This window comes from Streptomyces scopuliridis (assembly GCF_042790125.1).
Taxonomy (GTDB): Bacteria; Actinomycetota; Actinomycetes; order Streptomycetales; family Streptomycetaceae; genus Streptomyces; species Streptomyces scopuliridis_A.
Genome location: NZ_JBHTZS010000011.1, coordinates 125522 through 140725, shown reverse-complemented (window position 1 = coordinate 140725; position 15204 = coordinate 125522). Strand labels below are relative to the sequence as shown.

Genomic DNA, 15204 nt, shown 5'->3' with positions numbered 1-15204 from the left:
GCTCCGCTCAGTTGTCCCTGATGAATTGTTTCGCCAGCTCGTCGCCGCGCCGCGTGATGGTCTCCTGGTCGTCCAGCTGGGAGATCTCGGAGTCCTTGAAGACGATGTACGTCACGCCCGACGGGACTCCGCCGCCCGTGGGGTCGGCCGCGATTCCCAGCGCGCGGGCCGTCGCGTACGACGCCTCCCCGATGATCCCGGGCGGGCCGGTGTCGCCGACGACGGCGTACTGCACCTTGTCGCGGTGGATGACCGCCGCGACGGATCCGCCCCGGATGCCCGACGAGCGGTAGTTCCAGATGGAGCTGGACAGGGGCACGACGATATAGGGCAGCTCCTCCGGATTGAGCGCCCTGCCGTCGGCCTGGGTGTAGGCGGTGGTGTCCTGGTAGTAGGGGTCCGCCGCGCGGTTGCAGTGGGCCGTGGCCTGGCCGTCGCAGTCGATGTCCATGTCGGCCTTCCAGAACACGGCGCCCCTGGCGTCGCAGACGGGGATCGTGGCCGGGGTGCTCTCGCGGGTGCGGTACCGCCCGTTGGAGATCTGGTCGCAGCCGTCGGCCCGGGACCGCAGAGCCGCCGCGGTGACCGGTCCGTCCTCGGGCGACCCGTCGTGCTTGAACGATTCTTTACCGGCGGGCGGCCCGGCCGCGGGCCCCGGCGCGCCGGGGCGTTTGGGCGGTGCGGGGGAGGACGGTGGCGGTGCGGGGGCGGACGGGACGAGGTCGGAGGTTACGGGGTCGGAGGTCGCGGGCTCGGAGGACGGGGGCGCGGAGGTCGCGGGGTCGGGCGACACGGGCGACGCGGGCGACATGGGCGATACGAGGACGCGGGCCGCGGGGTCGAGGGACATGGGGGTGTGGGGAGTGGGGGCGTGCGGCGCCTCGGTGGGCACGGCCAGGGCGGGGAGCACGGTCGCGGGGATGACCGCGGCGGCGAGCAGCGCCGTACTGGCGGCGACGAAGACATGCGGACGAGCGGGCACGGAGAAGATCCCTTTCCTGATTGAACCGGATGGACGGCGCGCCTGGGCGGCACTCGGATGGCGGGGTCAGCGGTGGGGCGGGGACGGCCTGCGGCCGTCACCTATGCACTCGCTCAGCCGGTCGAGGAAGACCCGCTGCCCCGTCACCAGTGGCTCCACGGCGTTCTCCAGGGAGAACCAGGCGACACGGTCCAGCTCGGGGAATTCGCGCAGGACACCCGATCCTCTCGGCCACTCCATGGTGAAAGTGCCGGGCACGGCGAGGGCGGGGTCGAGATCCCCCTCTACGGCCCAGACCGTGACCGTCTTGCCACTCCTCTGCCGGACCTCGCCGAGCGGGATCCACGGTCCGTCGGGCGGTGGCAGGCCCAGTTCCTCCTGGAACTCCCGGCGCGCGGCGTCCTCCGGCCGCTCGTCCGGTCCGTGCTCACCCTTGGGGATCGACCAGGCGGCGGCATCGCGGCCGGACCAGAACGGTCCGCCCATGTGCCCGAGGAGCACCTCGGCACCGGTGTCCGTGACCCGGTACACGAGAAGCCCCGCGCTCTGTTTGCCCGACATTCCGTCAGTTTGGACACAGGTGGGTAACGGTGCATTTCGGGCGTCAACTCTATGTGCGGATTTCGCTCGCATCTTCGATGTCGACGTTCCGCGTCCGGCCCCTGGACGGCGGGGCCTTCGCCGCATCATCGGGCGCGTGACGGGAGGCCGCAGCTTTACGGTGTGCCGCCCGGCCGATCGTATGAATGGTTGCGCCGTACGAGGGCGCTACACCGGGTCAGTGCACGGCGTCGGCGCGCCGGTCGGGTAACGGGCGGGGCACACGGGCTACGACGAAGGAGCGCCGGTGGCGTCCGGCGCGTTCGGCACACGCTCCAGCCACTCGCTCAGCGGCGCCGCCTCGGCAGTGGTCAGGGCCCTGGGCGGCGACTGGCGGATCAGTGCTCCCAGGCGTGCCGCGGCGGCCGGGATGCCGGTGGGTCCCGTGGCCGTCTCGGACGCCGGCGGCTTCCGCATCAGTCGCTACGCCCCGGCCCGACCAGCCCGTCAGAGCAGCTTCCACAGATGGTCGTCCGTGCCGTTGTCGTCGAACTGGACCACCTGGGCGCTGTTGGCGGTCGACATCCCGTCGACGCCCAGCACCTTCCCGCTGTGCTTGTTGCGGATGCGGTACCAGCCGTCGCCGCTGTCCAGCAGCTGCCAGAGATGATCGGCGGTCCCGTTGTCGGCGAACTGCACCACCGGTGCGCTGTTGGCCGTGGACATGCCGTCGACGCCGAGCACCTTGCCGCTGTTCCCGTTCCGGATCAGGAACCAGCCGTCGCCCTCGTCGGTCAGCTGCCAGGCATGGTCCGCCGTACCGGAGTTGTCGAACTGCACCACCCGGGCGCTGTCCGCCAGCGACATTCCGTCCACGGCCAGGACCTTCCCGCTGTGCTTGTTCTGGACGCGGCGGAAGGCGGGTTCGGGCGTCCAGGGGCGGCCGGCGGGGTGCGCGGTCGGGAAAGCGGTGACACGGAGCCTGGCCGCGCCCATCGGGATCAGCGTGACCCGCTCCACCGCCGACGTGCTGCGCGCCGGGCTGTCCTGAAGGGGGGCGACGACCTGCTGGTTGTCCGCCACCCACTCGGTGATCCGGCGGGCGGGGGCGGTGATCCGGACCGGTGCGCCCTCCTGGGTGAAGGGATCGCCGGACAGCGGACCGCTGTCGGCGGAGAACCGCAGATCCGTTGGCGGATCCGCGGGCCCGTCGGTGGCGAGGCCGTAGTTCCACGGTCCGCCCGCGTGCACGGCGAGTTCGGGGAAGTCGTCCGTCCCCGCGTACCGCTCGTACCGCTCGTCGATCCGCAGCGAATAGGTCAGGGGGCCGTGGCCGACGCTGACGGCGCCGTGGTTGTCGTCCCAGCGGCGCACGGTGGTGCGCTGCGGCAGCCGCAGCGTCACCCGGTCGCCGTCCCTCCAGGTGCGGTCGACCCGGACGAAAGCCGGGCCCGGCGAGGCGGCTGTCCGCCGTCCGTTGACGAGGAGTTCGGGCTGTTCGCACCAGCCGGGAATCCGCAGATGGAGCGGGAAGCGCAGCGGGCGCGGGGTGGAGACGGTGAGGGTGACCGTCTCCTTGAAGGGGTAGTCGGTGTCCTCGGTGACCGTGATCTCCCTACCGTCGGCGACCTTCGCGCGGACGCGGCTCGCCGCGTACATCGCGGCGGCCAGCCCGCGGTCGGGGGTCGCGAGCCACAACTCCTCGGTGAAGTAGGGCCAGCCCATGCCGTAGTTGTGCGGACAGCAGCGGTACTGGTCGACGCCGGGCTGGTACGACTGCATCGCGAAGCCGTTCTGGAACTGCCCTTGATTCTTACGGGAGTTGTCGAGACCGATGCTGTTGGCGGAGGTGATGTAGTGCACGCCCCGGCCCCAGGGGTCCGTGGCGGCCGGGAGCATGTTGAAGGCCAGCTCCTCACAGCGGTCGGCCCACGCCGGGTCGCCGGTGATACGGGTGAGCAGTTCATGACTGGCCATGAACTCGACGATTCCGCAGGTCTCGAAGCCCTGCCGGGGGTCGCCGAAGCCGGGCCTGGCGTTCTCGTCCCCGGCGAACCCGCCTCCGGGGAACTGGCCGTAAGTGCCCATGATGGTGGCGTAGTTGCGGTAGGTGGACCGGGTGAGTTCGGCGGACCCCGAGCGCAGGGCGTACTGCGCGGGCTCGCGGAAGCCCTGCGCGATATTGACATTGTGCAGATCGGGGAAGCGATCGACCCAGTTCGCGCCGTGCGTGTGCATGGTGTCGGCCAGATCGAGCAGGAACGGCTCGCGGGTGCGGTTGTAGACCCACAGGGCGATGTCGAGACCGTCGCCCCAGCGTTTCGAAACCCAGCTGGAGTTGAACGCCCCGGGGCCCTGCGCGTTCATATAGCGGAGGAAGCGCACGAGGAACGGCACGATCCGCTGATCGCCGGTGAACTCCTCGTGCGAGCGCAGCGCCTGGAGCAGCGGCAGATAGGGCCAGAAGTCGGGGCCGCCGTTGAGCGCGGTACGCAACCGGGTGGGGCCGAAGAAACCGTCCGGCCGCTGCGTGGCGAGGATCGCGTCGAGCCAGCGGCGGCTCGTGGCGAGGGCGTCCGCGTCACCGGTGAGCGCGGCGAGGCTGACGTAGCCGCGCAGCCAGTAGGTGACCTCCTCCCAGCCGTCCTTCTCCGGGTGGACCCAGCCGGATTCGTCGAACCGCAGGAAGTGGGAGATCTCGGCGTAGCGGCCGAAGAGCCCGTCGAGGAGGAGGCGCAGCTGCCCCGAGAGCCAGCCGCGGGCCGTGACGCTGCCGAGGGGGAGCTTCTGGAAGGCGGTGGGGGCGAGCGGCGCGGCGTTCGGCGTGTACCAGCCGCCGCGTGCCGGAGCGGCGGCGGCGGCCACGGCGGAGGCGGAGGCGGAGGGCGCGAACGGGCCGAGGAGGGCCCCGCTGCTGATCGCGAGGGCGCCGGTGTGCAGAAAACGTCGTCGGTCGAGCATGATCAGGGACTCCCATCCATGTCAGTGCCGAGCTGTACAACGTTAAAAAGAGGGGAAGTTGGCATCACAGCACGCGACAGCGGCTCTGTCCAGGTGCGGGGGTGGATGTCATACGGCGGTCCGGCACTCCGGCGGCCCGCACTCGACGCGGACCGGACGCGGCTCTACCGCTTCACCAGGCATCTCTCGCGGCGTTTTGCCGGGAAAGTTACGCTACATGTTCGAGCGCCACGACACTCAGATGAGAGAGCCCGGCCGCTGACCGGGCTCCCAGCCCACCTCCGGAGCGGGCGCATGGCAGGACGCGATCGGGACCGGGACCGGCCGGTGATCGGTGCGGACGAGAGACTCGCACTGAACCGCATGGGCAGCTTCGACTGGGACCTCGAAAGCGGGTCCTTCGAGCTCGATGCGGCGGGCCTCGCTGTGTTCGATCTGCGCCCCGACGAGTACGACGGTGTCGCCGAGACCCTGGCCTCACGCGTCCCCCATGAGGAGGGCCTGCGCCTGCAAGCCGTGGTGGACGCGGCGATCCGCGGCGGCCGGACCTCGTACGGCTCGTACTTCCAGCTGACGCGCCGCACCGGAATGCGGCAGTGGACCCATACGAGGGGCCGCATCCTGCGCGACGAGCAGGGCCGTCCGTTCCGGATCGTCGGGATCGTACGGAACGCCACCGCGGACCTCTCCGAATTCACCGTGGTCAACCCGGCGGAAACGGGCCCGACGGGCATGACCGGCGTGGTCCACAGCGCCACGGACGCCCTCTCCCGGGCGATCACCGTGGACGATGTCGCCGCCGCTCTGACGGGCGCGGGCGGGCTTGAGCACTTCGGCGCCGACGGACTGGCCCTCGGCCTGGTGGAGGGCGGCGCCCTGAAGCTCATCGCGCTGGCCGGCGAGTCCATCGAAGTGCTCGACGACCTGCGGCTCCACCGCCTCGACGGCTCCCTGCCGCTCGCCGAGGCGGTCCTGAACCAGCGGCCGAGGTTCGTCAGCTCACTGCGTGATCTGGTGGTCGACCGCTTCCCGCGCCTGCGGCCGTACGTCCGGGGCCTCGGCGCCAACGCGGCGGCCTTCCTGCCGCTGGTCGCCCAGGCACGCTCCATCGGCTGTCTGGCGCTCTTCTACCGGCGGCGTACGCACTTCTCGACCGAGGACCGCAACATGCTGACGGGCCTGGCGGGCATCGTGGCGCAGTCCCTCCAGCGCGCCATCCTCTTCGACCAGGAGCGCGAATTCGCCACCGGCCTCCAGGCGTCCATGCTGCCCCGCGACATCCCCGAGTTCCCCGGCGCCGAGATCGCCGTCCGCTATCACGCGGCCTGGAGCGGCAGAGAGGTCGGGGGCGACTGGTACGACGTCATCACCCTGCCCCAGGGACGGGTCGGCATCGTGATCGGTGATGTCCAGGGGCACGACACACACGCCGCCGCCATCATGGGCCAGCTCCGTATCGCCCTGCGCGCCTTCGCCGGCGAGGGACACGCGCCCGCGACCGTCCTGGCGCGCGCCTCGCGCTTTCTCTCCGAACTCGACACGGAGCGCTTCGCGACCTGCGTATACGCCCAGGTGGACCTGGCCACCGGCGAGATACGCGCCGTACGGGCCGGCCATCTCGGCCCGCTCGTCCGGCACAACGACGGCACCATCGGCCGGCCCCGGCTGCGCGGCGGACTGCCGCTGGGGTTCGCCACGGCCTTCGGACAGGAGGATTTCCCGGAGACCCGGCTCGACCTGGTACCGGGCGAGACCCTGGTGCTGTGCACCGACGGGCTGGTCGAGGAGCCGGGCAGCGACATCTCGGCCGGGATGGACGCGCTCGCCGAGATGGTAAGGACCGGCCCCGGGCGGGCGAGCGCACTGGCCGACCATCTCTCGGAGCGGCTGTGGGAGCGCTGGGGGACGGGCGACGATGTCGCGCTGCTCGTACTGCGCCGCCGCCCCGACCCCGGCACCGACCAGGCGCCCCGTATCCACCTGCACGTCCACCAGGCGGACCCGGAGGGCCTGGTCGAGAGCCGCACCGTGCTGCGCCAGGCGCTGGCGGACTGGGGGCTGGCCGAACTCACCGACGATGTGGAGCTGGCCGCGGGCGAGCTGCTGGTGAACGTGCTGCTCCACACCGAGGGCGGCGCGGTGCTCACCCTGGAGGTCCTGCCGGAGCCGGTGCGCCGCGTACGCCTGTGGGTCAGGGACCGCTCCAGCACCTGGCCCCGCCGCCGGTCACCCGGCGAGTCGGCCACCTCCGGACGGGGGCTGCTGCTGGTGGACGCGGTGGCCACACGCTGGGGGGTCGAGCCGCGCGGGGACGGCAAGGCGGTCTGGTGCGAGTTCCGGCCGAACGGCGGGCGGGACTGAGCGCGGCCGGGCATGGAACGCCGCGCTTGCGGAGATCAGAAAGCGGGTGTCGCAGGTTCGAATCCTGCCGGGGGCGCCAGAGCGTCCTACTCGTCGTCTGTGTCCCGGCCGTCTTCGAAGACGAGGAGGGGTTTGGCGCCATGAGCGGGTGTTTCGGCGAACGCGATGGCTTCAGTGAAGCGTTCGAGGGGGAACGGCCGGCCTCGGGGGATGGTCAGCACTTCAGCGGCGACGAGGCTGCGGACCTCGGACAGCGTGCGCGGCGCGTCCGTGGGTGAGGCAGTGCCGAACCAGCGATTCAGCCAGAAGCCGCGGACCACCTTGCTCTCGTAGATGACCGAGCGCGCCAGCAGCGGGATCGTCAGCGCCGCCGGGTCGGTCTGCCGATGGGTGGAGAGCGCGCCGTAGACCACGACCTCTCCGCCCGGCGCCAGTGCCTGGGACACCTGGGCACCCAGGCGGCCCGCGACACAGTCGATGGCCTTGCGTACGCCAGGTGGTCCCGCGATCTCAGTCACACGCTGGAGCAGGTCCTCGTCCTCGGTACAGATGACCTCGTCGCCACCAAGCGCCTTGATCTCCTCAACGGCATCGCGCCGTCGCACCACATTGATCGTGCGGATTCCCAGATGCCTGGCCAGCTGGATGACGAGCCGGCCGACGGTGGAGCCCGCCGCCGTCTGCAACAGCCATTCTCCCGGCTGTACGTCGAGTTCGCGGGTCACGAGGAGCAGCGCGGTCATCGGGTTGACAGCGAGTTGGCAGGCGCTGGAGTCGCTCAGCCGGTCGGGGACCGGCAGAAGCCTGTGTGTATCGGCGACAAGGTATTCCTGCCAGGTGCCGGCCGCGCGCGGCCCGGGTACGGCCGGGACTGCGACGGCCGTCACGCGCTCGCCGATCTTCAGTCCCTCGGTGCCCGGACCCAGGGCCTCGATACGGCCCACGCATTCCATGTGCCCGCCGACAGCGGGAAACTCGGGGGAGAAACCATAGCGACCGCGCAACACGTGCAGATCGCTGGCGTGAATCGGAGTCGCCTTCACCCGGATCAACGCCTGGCCGGCCTCTGGCGTGGGAACAGGCCGGGATTCCAGCCGCAGGACATCGTCCGGCTCGCCGACCTCCCCGGCTACGAGCGCCCGCATCGTTTGCGGCATGAGTGTGACCTTCCGTCTCTCACCACCCGCGGCACGACCTCCGGCGGGCCCCGACGCCAAATGTGCAGCGCGCCGCGCGTGATCGATCGCCAGGTGTCACCCCCTGCGCTCTTCCCAGACTGCGCTTCTTCGCGAGCGCTGTCATGTCGTCCGGCGCCCCCGGTTCCGGGTGGCGGGGACGATGGGCTCGTGATCTACCGCCATCGCGTGCTCGGCACCTCGCCCCGCCGCCGGAGGGGTTCCGCCTCGGGACGCTTCCGTCCGTCCCGGACGCGGAGAGATCGACCGGACAGGGCCTACGCGCCGGCCGCGTCCACGGCGTTGGTGACCGTGTGGAGGAACCGCGCGTGCGCGCGGTGGCTGACCGGCGCTTCCGGGTTCCACGGCACGATCCGCGCCCGCTCATCGATGGCGAGCCAGTGCGCGTTGTCCTGGAGCGCTTCGGGTGGCGCCGCGTTCGCGCGTACGTCCGCGAGCACGATGTCCGGTTCCAGTGCGGCCGCCTCGGCCCATTCGGCCGTACGCCAGTTGGCCCCGCCGCCCTGCTCGGGCTCGATCAGCGCCACCCCCAGTTCGCTGACGGCCCGTAGATCGGGCCAGGTCAGTGGCCGGGCCAGATACGCGGTGTCCGGTCCCGCCGCCGACAGAGCCAGCACCCGGGGCGCGCCGGGGCGGGCCGCCGCGGCGCGCAGCCGGGCCTCCGCGCGCTCCAGGTCCTCCTCCGCGGGCCGGAGCGGCGCACGCAGCGAGCGGGCCAGCGCGGTGAACCGGTCTCTGATCCCGTCGAGCGAGCGGTCCTTCCCCACGTCGAGGACGACGACGGGCACCCGCTCCTCCAGATGTTTGGCGGCCTCCGGGTCGATGCCGTAGACCTGTCCGCCGCCATAGCTGACGGCGACGACCAGATCCGGCCCGGCCGCGAACAGGGCGTCCAGATCGAGCGCGCTGCCCGCGCCGAAGGAACGCGGTCCGGCGAGAGGCAGTTCGCCCGCCTTCGCCGGATCGGGGGTGTCGCCGTCATGGTGGGATCCGAAGATCCCCAGGGGACGCAGACCGTGGTCCCAGAGGGTCGCGCCCGCCTGTATGTAGGCCACCACCCGCGTCGGGTGGCTCTGTGCCGCGGTGAGATGGCCGCGGTCGTCAGTGAACTCCCAGCTGCTGCCCGGGTTCATGCCTCGCCTCGTTCCGCTGGTGTTGGTGCGGTGTCCTGGGCGTCGAATCCGTACGCGGGTTCGCACGGGCGCCACCCACTCTCTGCCCAGCACAGGGCACGCGGACTCCACCCGCGTGCCCGCGGCGGCCCCGGCGCTGGGTTACGGCTCGATCAGACCGGCCCGGATCGCGTAGCGCGTGAGCTCCAGCCGGTCCCGCAGCCCGAGTTTCTGGAGGAGGTTGGCGCGATGGCGTTCGACGGTCTTGGCGCTGATGACCAGGATCCCGGCGATCTCCTTGGAGGTGTGTCCCTCGGCCACCAGCTTGAGGATCTCCTCCTCGCGGGGCGTGATGGCGCTGTCCGGGATGCTGTCGCCCTGCCGTACCCGGTCGAGGTAGTTACGGATCAGAGCGGTCACGGCCCCGGGATAGAGGAACGGTTCGTCGCGCATCGCGGCCCGGCACGCCTCCACCAGGTCCCGGTCGGCGACGGACTTGAGGACATAGCCGCTCGCGCCGGACTTCAACGCCTCGAAGAAATACTGCTCGTTGTCGTACATGGTCAGCATCAGGATGCGGATCTGCGGCTGGAGCCTGGCGAGTTCGCGCGCCGCCTGGAGGCCGGTCATCCGCGGCATCGCGATATCCAGGATGGCCAGATCGGGCCGGTGGGCGCGGGCCATCTCGATGGCTTCCGCGCCGTCGCCCGCCTCGGCGACGACCGTCAGATCCGGTTCGTTGTCGAGGATCAGCCGGACTCCCCGGCGGACCAGGGCGTGATCGTCCGCCAGGAGAATGCGGGTCTGGGTGGCCTCGGGCATGGTCAGTCGCTCCCCTTGATCTCGTCGCTCGCGCTGCTGTGGTGGCTGGTGTTGATGTCCCCGCCGTCCCTGCCGTCCCCGCTGTCCCCGCCGGTCTCGCTCTCCCCGGCGTCTTCGCCGATCGGCACCCGCAGCCGTACGTCCGTTCCGCCGCCCGTCCCACCGCTCCGCGCGCGTCCCCGTCCCACCGACAGCTCGGCGCCGATGAGCAGGGCCCGTTCACGCATCCCGCGGATGCCCGCGCCCTCCGTCGCCGTACCGATCCCGCGCCCGTCGTCCGTGAGCCGCAACTCCACGCCGCCGGTGGTGCGCCGGAGCGTGAGAGCGACCTGCCGCGCGTCGGCGTGGCGCACGATGTTGGTGAGCCCTTCCTGCGCCACCCGGTAGAGCACCAGCTCGACATCCTCGCCGAGCCGGGGCAGCGCGCTGTCGAAACCGCACCGCACGGAGAGGCCGGAGTGCGTGGTGATCTCGCTGGTCAGCGCCTTGAGCGCGCTGATGAGACCCAGCTCCTCCAGCACACCGGGGCGCAGCCGGCGGGCGATCCGGCGGATCTCGTCCAGACTGTCCCGGGTCGTCTCCTGTACATGGCGCAGTTCGTCGCGCAGCGGTTCGGGCGCCCGGTCGGCGACGCGCTTCAACTCCAGCAGCACGGCCGTGAGCGTCTGGCCGATCTCGTCGTGCAACTCCTGGGCGATCCGGCGGCGTTCGGCCTCCTGGGCGGAGAGCGCGAGCCCGCTGCTGGCGGCCCGTTCCGCCTCCAGCCGGTCGAGCATGGTGTTGAACGTCTCGATCAGACCGGCGATCTCGCCATGCCCCGAAACCACCGGCCTGCGCCCGGGACGCAGCAGATCGGTCGTGGTCATGGCCCGGGTGAGCCGTTGCAGCGGAGCGAGTCCGATCCGCAGCAGCGCGGCGTTGGCGACGAGCATGGCCGCCAGCCCCAGGGCCATGATCAGGGCTTCCGTGAGCAGCACGGGGGCGGAAACGGTGACGGGGCCGAGCAGCAGCAGGGCGGTGGCCGCGAACAGGACCGCGGCGTTGAGCAGAAAGATCCGCCAGAACAGGGACACGGAACGCGGCCTCCTCGCAGTAGACGCCCCCACTATCGCCCGCCCGGAGAGCCCCGTCCGACAACCGCCCCGCGCTCCCGGCCTCCATGGGGGGCGTACGCCCGCGTGTCTACATGTCGGCCACCCCCGGATGTGGGTGGCGGCTCCGATGGTGGCCGGGTGCCCCGGCGGGCGATCGTGAGGGGGAACCGAGACCGTGTGAAGGACCCGACGGGAGGGAAACTCGTGGCAGCCCGCGAAGACCGGCGACTCGGCGATCTCGCCGAGCGGCTGCGCCAGGACGATCCCCGGTTCGCGCGCGCTCTGGAGACCGGCTCCCCCTGCCGTCCGCGTGAGTACCGGCACGGCGTCGCCTGGCTGCTGCTGGCCGTCGCGCTCGGCGGATTCGTTCTGGGCGTGGTCGTGGGCCATGGACTTCTCATCGCCGGCGGACTGGTGCTGGCCGGGCTGGCCGCCCATCTCTTCGACCCCGACCGGGGCCGCGTCCGGCAGGGCATCGCCCGCGCTTCGGAATAGCCCTGCCCGCGCTGCCTTCCTGCCCTGCCCTGCCCTGCCCTGCCCTCCCGCGCTGCCTCCCGCGCTGCCCACCCGCACGTCCGAACGGCCCTTCAGGGACCCCCCCTTTCCCGGGCAGATCGCACCTTTTCTCACAAAAGGCCCAATCCGCACATTTTATTTTACGTTAAAATGGTGGGCGGGTGACCAACTCTCCCTTGAGTGTTGGTGTGCCCATGGCAGCGATTCTGGACGAACGGTCGGTCATACGGGGCTTGAGGGGGCGGTTTCCATATGCGCGCTTCCCTGCCTGTCCGCCGCGCCGGGTCGACTGACGCCGCGTCAGTGCCGTCACGGGTGCCCTTACCGGAGTTTCCCGCACCGTTGCCTTCCGCAGCGGTGCTGCCGCACGGCGTATGACGCGGAACCCCCGTCCGGTGGTGGGCGGCGCACCGTCCCGCCCCACCGCCGGGCGCGCCCGTCCGAGGGGCCGCCGTGCCCGCCTATCCTCACGCCACGCCCGCATGGAGCGTTCTCTATGGAGCCCACAGCTCACGTCAGCAAAACCGCCCTGCCCGGGGTCGGTACCCGCTACGACCTCAGCACCGAGGCGGGCAAGCATCTGTCGGTCGTCGTGCACCAGGACGGCCGGCGCATCCTCGCCTTCCACGATCCCGAGGACGACGACAACTGCCGGGACGCCGCGTCACTCGCCCCGCACGAGGCGACCGCGCTCTCCAAGCTCCTGACGCCGGATCCCGTCGCGCATCTGCACCAGCACCTCGAAATCGATCTGATCACCGAGCACATCCAGATCACCAAGCGGTCCCCGTACGCGGGCCGGACCCTCGGCTCCGCCCAGGTGCGCACCCGTACGGGCGCCTCCATCGTCGCCGTCCTGCGCCGCACCGACGCCTTTCCCTCGCCCACCCCGGACTTCCGCTTCGCCCTGGGGGACACGCTCGTCGTCGTCGGCACCCGGGAAGGCGTGGACGCCGTCGCCGAACTGATCACCGGAGGATAAAGCGCCCGTGCACGAGACCACCGCCCTGCTCATCGAACTCGGGGCCGTCATCCTGGCCCTCGGGATTCTCGGCCGGCTCGCCGGCCGGGTGGGATTCTCCGCCATCCCGCTCTACCTGCTCGCCGGCCTCGCCTTCGGCCACGGCGGTCTGCTTCCGCTGCAAGCCAGTGAGGAGTTCATCGCCACTGGCGCGGAGATCGGCGTCATCCTGCTCCTCCTGCTGCTGGGGCTGGAGTACAGCGCCTCCGAACTCGTCTCCAACCTCAAGACCCAATACCCCTCCGGCATCGTCGACTTCGTACTGAACGCCGTACCGGGCGCCGCCGCCGCGCTGATCCTGGGCTGGGGGCCGGTCGCCGCGGTGGCGCTGGCCGGTGTGACCTGGATCTCCTCCTCCGGCGTGATCGCGAAGGTCCTCGGCGACCTCGGCCGGCTCGGCAACCGCGAGACACCCGTGATCCTCGGTGTCCTGGTCATCGAAGACCTCGCCATGGCCGTCTATCTGCCGCTTCTCACCGCGCTGCTCGCCGGACTCAGCCTCGCCGGCGGGAGTCTGACGCTGCTGATCTCGCTCGGTACGGTCGGCGCCGTCCTCTATCTGGCGCTGCGTCACGGCCGGCTGATCAGCCGCGCGGTCTCCTCCGACAACCCGGAGATGCTGCTCCTGGTCGTCCTCGGTCTCACGGTGCTGGTCGCCGGAGTCGCCCAGGAACTCCAGGTCTCCGCCGCCGTCGGCGCGTTCCTCGTCGGTATCGCGCTCTCCGGTGAGGTCGCCGAGGGCGCGCACAACCTGCTCGCCCCGCTACGCGATCTGTTCGCCGCCGTCTTCTTCGTCTTCTTCGGTCTGAACACCGACCCGGCCGCGATTCCGCCGGTCCTCGTACCGGCCCTCATCCTGGCGACCATCACCACCCTGACGAAGATCGGCACCGGCTGGTACGCGGCCAAACGGGCCGGGGTGCGGACCGCCGGGCGCTGGCGCACCGGTGGCACGCTCGTGGCGCGCGGTGAGTTCTCCATCGTCATCGCCGGACTGGCGGTCGGGGTGGAGCCGCGGATCGGGCCGCTGGCCACCGCGTACGTCCTCATCCTGGTGATCCTCGGCCCGCTGGCGGCCCGCTGGACGGAGCCCCTGGCCCGGCGTCTCACGCGTAAGCCCGCGCCCGCGGCGCCCGCCCCGGCCGCTGCCGCCGCCGTTCCCGCGTCGCCGGACGCCGGGGCAGCCTCGCCCGTGGCGGAGCCGCCTGCCACGGAAGCGAACGACGCGGCGCCCAGCCACACCTGAGCCCCGGTTCGGTTCGGGCTCCGGCACCACGACAACGGGGCACAGGACGCGCGCCCTGCGCCCTGTGCCCCTGCGGTGCCGGTGCCGGTGTCCGACCTGGTGTCAGACCCCGACGCCGAAATCTGCCGCGATGCCGGCGAGACCGGAGGCGTACCCCTGGCCGACCGCGCGGAACTTCCACTCGGCGCCGTTGCGGTAGAGCTCGCCGAAGACCATCGCCGTTTCGGTGGCCGCGTCCTCGCTCAGGTCGTAGCGCGCCAGCTCGGCGCCGCCCGCCTGGTTGACCACCCGGATGTACGCGTTGCGGACCTGCCCGAAGGACTGCCCGCGCGACTCCGCGTCATGGATCGACACCGGAAAGACGATCTTGGAGACCTCGGCGGGCACGCCGGCCAGATTGACCTTGACGGTCTCGTCGTCGCCGTCGCCCTCACCGGTGAGGTTGTCCCCGGTGTGCTCGACCGAACCGTCCGGGCTGGTCAGGTTGTTGTAGAAAATGAAGTGCCGGTCGGACGCGACCTTGCCGGACTCGTCGACCAGCAGGGCGCTGGCATCCAGGTCGTAGTCCGTGCCGGTCGTCGTACGGACGTCCCAGCCGAGGCCGACAAGGACCGCCGTCAGTCCTGGTGCCTCCTTGCTGAGCGAGACATTGCCGCCTTTGGACAGGGAAACTCCCACGCTGCTCCTCCAGAGCTGAGCTGAACCGGTGACCGGAACTGAAATCTACAGGACTGTAGAAGAGAGCGGGAGTGGCTCTCGTGTGAGCGCGCGGCGCGCCGGGCTCAGTAGCATGGACGACCTGCCCCCGCGAGGCGGCGGCGCGGCGGGAGGGAGACATCGTGAGGGTGCACGGCAGTCCGGACGAGCGTCCCCGCAGACGCGGCCAGGGCGAGCTGGAGGCCCAGGTACTCGCCGCGCTGCGGCAGGCTCCGGGACCCGTCACGGCCGCCTGGGTGCAGGACCGGATCGGCGGGAATCTCGCGTACACGACGGTGATGACCATCCTGACCCGCCTCCAGGCCAAGCGCGCCGTGACGCGGGAGCGCGCGGGCCGCTCCTTCGAGTGGCGCGCGGCCTCGGACGAGGCGGGGCTCGCCGCCCTCCGGATGCGCAAGGTGCTGGATGGGGAAGCGGACCGCGAGGCCGTACTGGCGCGGTTCGTCACCGCGCTCTCCCCGGACGACGAACGGCTGCTGCGCGATCTGCTCGTCCTGCCCGAGGACGCCCCGGACACCGGCGGCGGCCCCAGCACCGGCAGCGGCCCCAGCACCGGCAGCAGGCTCAGCACCGGCGCGGATGCCGACGCCGGCCCTGGTCGCGAAGCCGAGGCCGAGGACGGGACGGGGGTCTGAC

General features: G+C 71.2%; 14 protein-coding genes. 5 read left to right on the top strand and 9 right to left on the bottom strand.

Annotated features, from left to right (window positions below):
• Positions 1–7: 7 nt before the first annotated feature.
• The 4 genes from ACFRKB_RS19185 to ACFRKB_RS19170 all read right to left on the bottom strand — a co-directional run bounded on the left by ACFRKB_RS19185 (position 8) and on the right by ACFRKB_RS19170 (position 4486).
• Positions 8–982: a glycoside hydrolase family 75 protein gene (locus ACFRKB_RS19185; protein ID WP_383107144.1), complete on the bottom strand. Its 975-nt coding sequence runs from the start codon at positions 980–982 to the stop codon at positions 8–10.
• A gap of 66 nt (positions 983–1048) precedes the next feature.
• A complete protein-coding gene (locus tag ACFRKB_RS19180; RefSeq protein WP_383107142.1) occupies positions 1049–1543 on the bottom strand; it encodes an NUDIX hydrolase in 495 nt (164 codons plus the stop codon).
• Between the two features lie 267 nt (positions 1544–1810).
• On the bottom strand, positions 1811–1999 hold the full coding sequence (locus tag ACFRKB_RS19175) for a hypothetical protein (protein WP_383107140.1): 189 nt from the start codon (positions 1997–1999) through the stop codon (positions 1811–1813).
• A gap of 30 nt (positions 2000–2029) precedes the next feature.
• A complete protein-coding gene (locus tag ACFRKB_RS19170; RefSeq protein WP_383107344.1) occupies positions 2030–4486 on the bottom strand; it encodes a beta-L-arabinofuranosidase domain-containing protein in 2457 nt (818 codons plus the stop codon).
• Between the two features lie 291 nt (positions 4487–4777).
• Between ACFRKB_RS19170 and ACFRKB_RS19165 the strand changes: the two genes are divergently transcribed.
• On the top strand, positions 4778–6844 hold the full coding sequence (locus ACFRKB_RS19165; protein WP_383107139.1) for a SpoIIE family protein phosphatase: 2067 nt from the start codon (positions 4778–4780) through the stop codon (positions 6842–6844).
• Positions 6845–6930: 86 nt separating this feature from the next.
• Here the strand turns inward: ACFRKB_RS19165 and ACFRKB_RS19160 are convergent, their stop codons facing one another.
• The 4 genes from ACFRKB_RS19160 to ACFRKB_RS19145 form a co-directional block, all read right to left on the bottom strand.
• Positions 6931–8001 carry a zinc-dependent alcohol dehydrogenase family protein gene (locus ACFRKB_RS19160; RefSeq protein ID WP_383107137.1) on the bottom strand — a complete coding sequence of 357 codons (1071 nt, stop codon included), beginning with the start codon at positions 7999–8001 and terminating at the stop codon, positions 6931–6933.
• Positions 8002–8297: 296 nt separating this feature from the next.
• Positions 8298–9173: a TroA family protein gene (locus tag ACFRKB_RS19155; RefSeq protein ID WP_383107136.1), complete on the bottom strand. Its 876-nt coding sequence runs from the start codon at positions 9171–9173 to the stop codon at positions 8298–8300.
• A gap of 141 nt (positions 9174–9314) precedes the next feature.
• A complete protein-coding gene (locus tag ACFRKB_RS19150; RefSeq protein ID WP_383107135.1) occupies positions 9315–9974 on the bottom strand; it encodes a response regulator in 660 nt (219 codons plus the stop codon).
• Between the two features lie 2 nt (positions 9975–9976).
• Entirely contained in the window at positions 9977–11047 is a 1071-nt protein-coding gene (locus tag ACFRKB_RS19145; RefSeq protein ID WP_383107133.1) for a HAMP domain-containing sensor histidine kinase, read from the bottom strand.
• A 225-nt stretch (positions 11048–11272) separates the two neighbouring features.
• Here ACFRKB_RS19145 and ACFRKB_RS19140 point away from each other — a divergent pair, with 225 nt between their 5' ends.
• The 3 genes from ACFRKB_RS19140 to ACFRKB_RS19130 all read left to right on the top strand — a co-directional run bounded on the left by ACFRKB_RS19140 (position 11273) and on the right by ACFRKB_RS19130 (position 13851).
• A complete protein-coding gene (locus ACFRKB_RS19140; protein WP_365970438.1) occupies positions 11273–11563 on the top strand; it encodes a DUF3040 domain-containing protein in 291 nt (96 codons plus the stop codon).
• 517 nt (positions 11564–12080) lie between these two features.
• Entirely contained in the window at positions 12081–12566 is a 486-nt protein-coding gene (locus tag ACFRKB_RS19135; protein WP_383107132.1) for a cation:proton antiporter regulatory subunit, read from the top strand.
• A gap of 7 nt (positions 12567–12573) precedes the next feature.
• Positions 12574–13851: a cation:proton antiporter gene (locus ACFRKB_RS19130; RefSeq protein WP_383107131.1), complete on the top strand. Its 1278-nt coding sequence runs from the start codon at positions 12574–12576 to the stop codon at positions 13849–13851.
• Between the two features lie 102 nt (positions 13852–13953).
• Here ACFRKB_RS19130 and ACFRKB_RS19125 read toward each other — a convergent pair whose 3' ends face one another.
• Complete coding sequence (locus tag ACFRKB_RS19125) at positions 13954–14529, bottom strand: TerD family protein (RefSeq protein ID WP_365970441.1); 576 nt, start codon at positions 14527–14529, stop codon at positions 13954–13956.
• A 158-nt stretch (positions 14530–14687) separates the two neighbouring features.
• On the opposite strand from ACFRKB_RS19125, the gene ACFRKB_RS19120 reads away from it, so the two are divergent.
• Positions 14688–15203: a BlaI/MecI/CopY family transcriptional regulator gene (locus ACFRKB_RS19120; RefSeq protein WP_383107343.1), complete on the top strand. Its 516-nt coding sequence runs from the start codon at positions 14688–14690 to the stop codon at positions 15201–15203.
• The last annotated feature ends 1 nt before the right edge of the window (position 15204 follow it).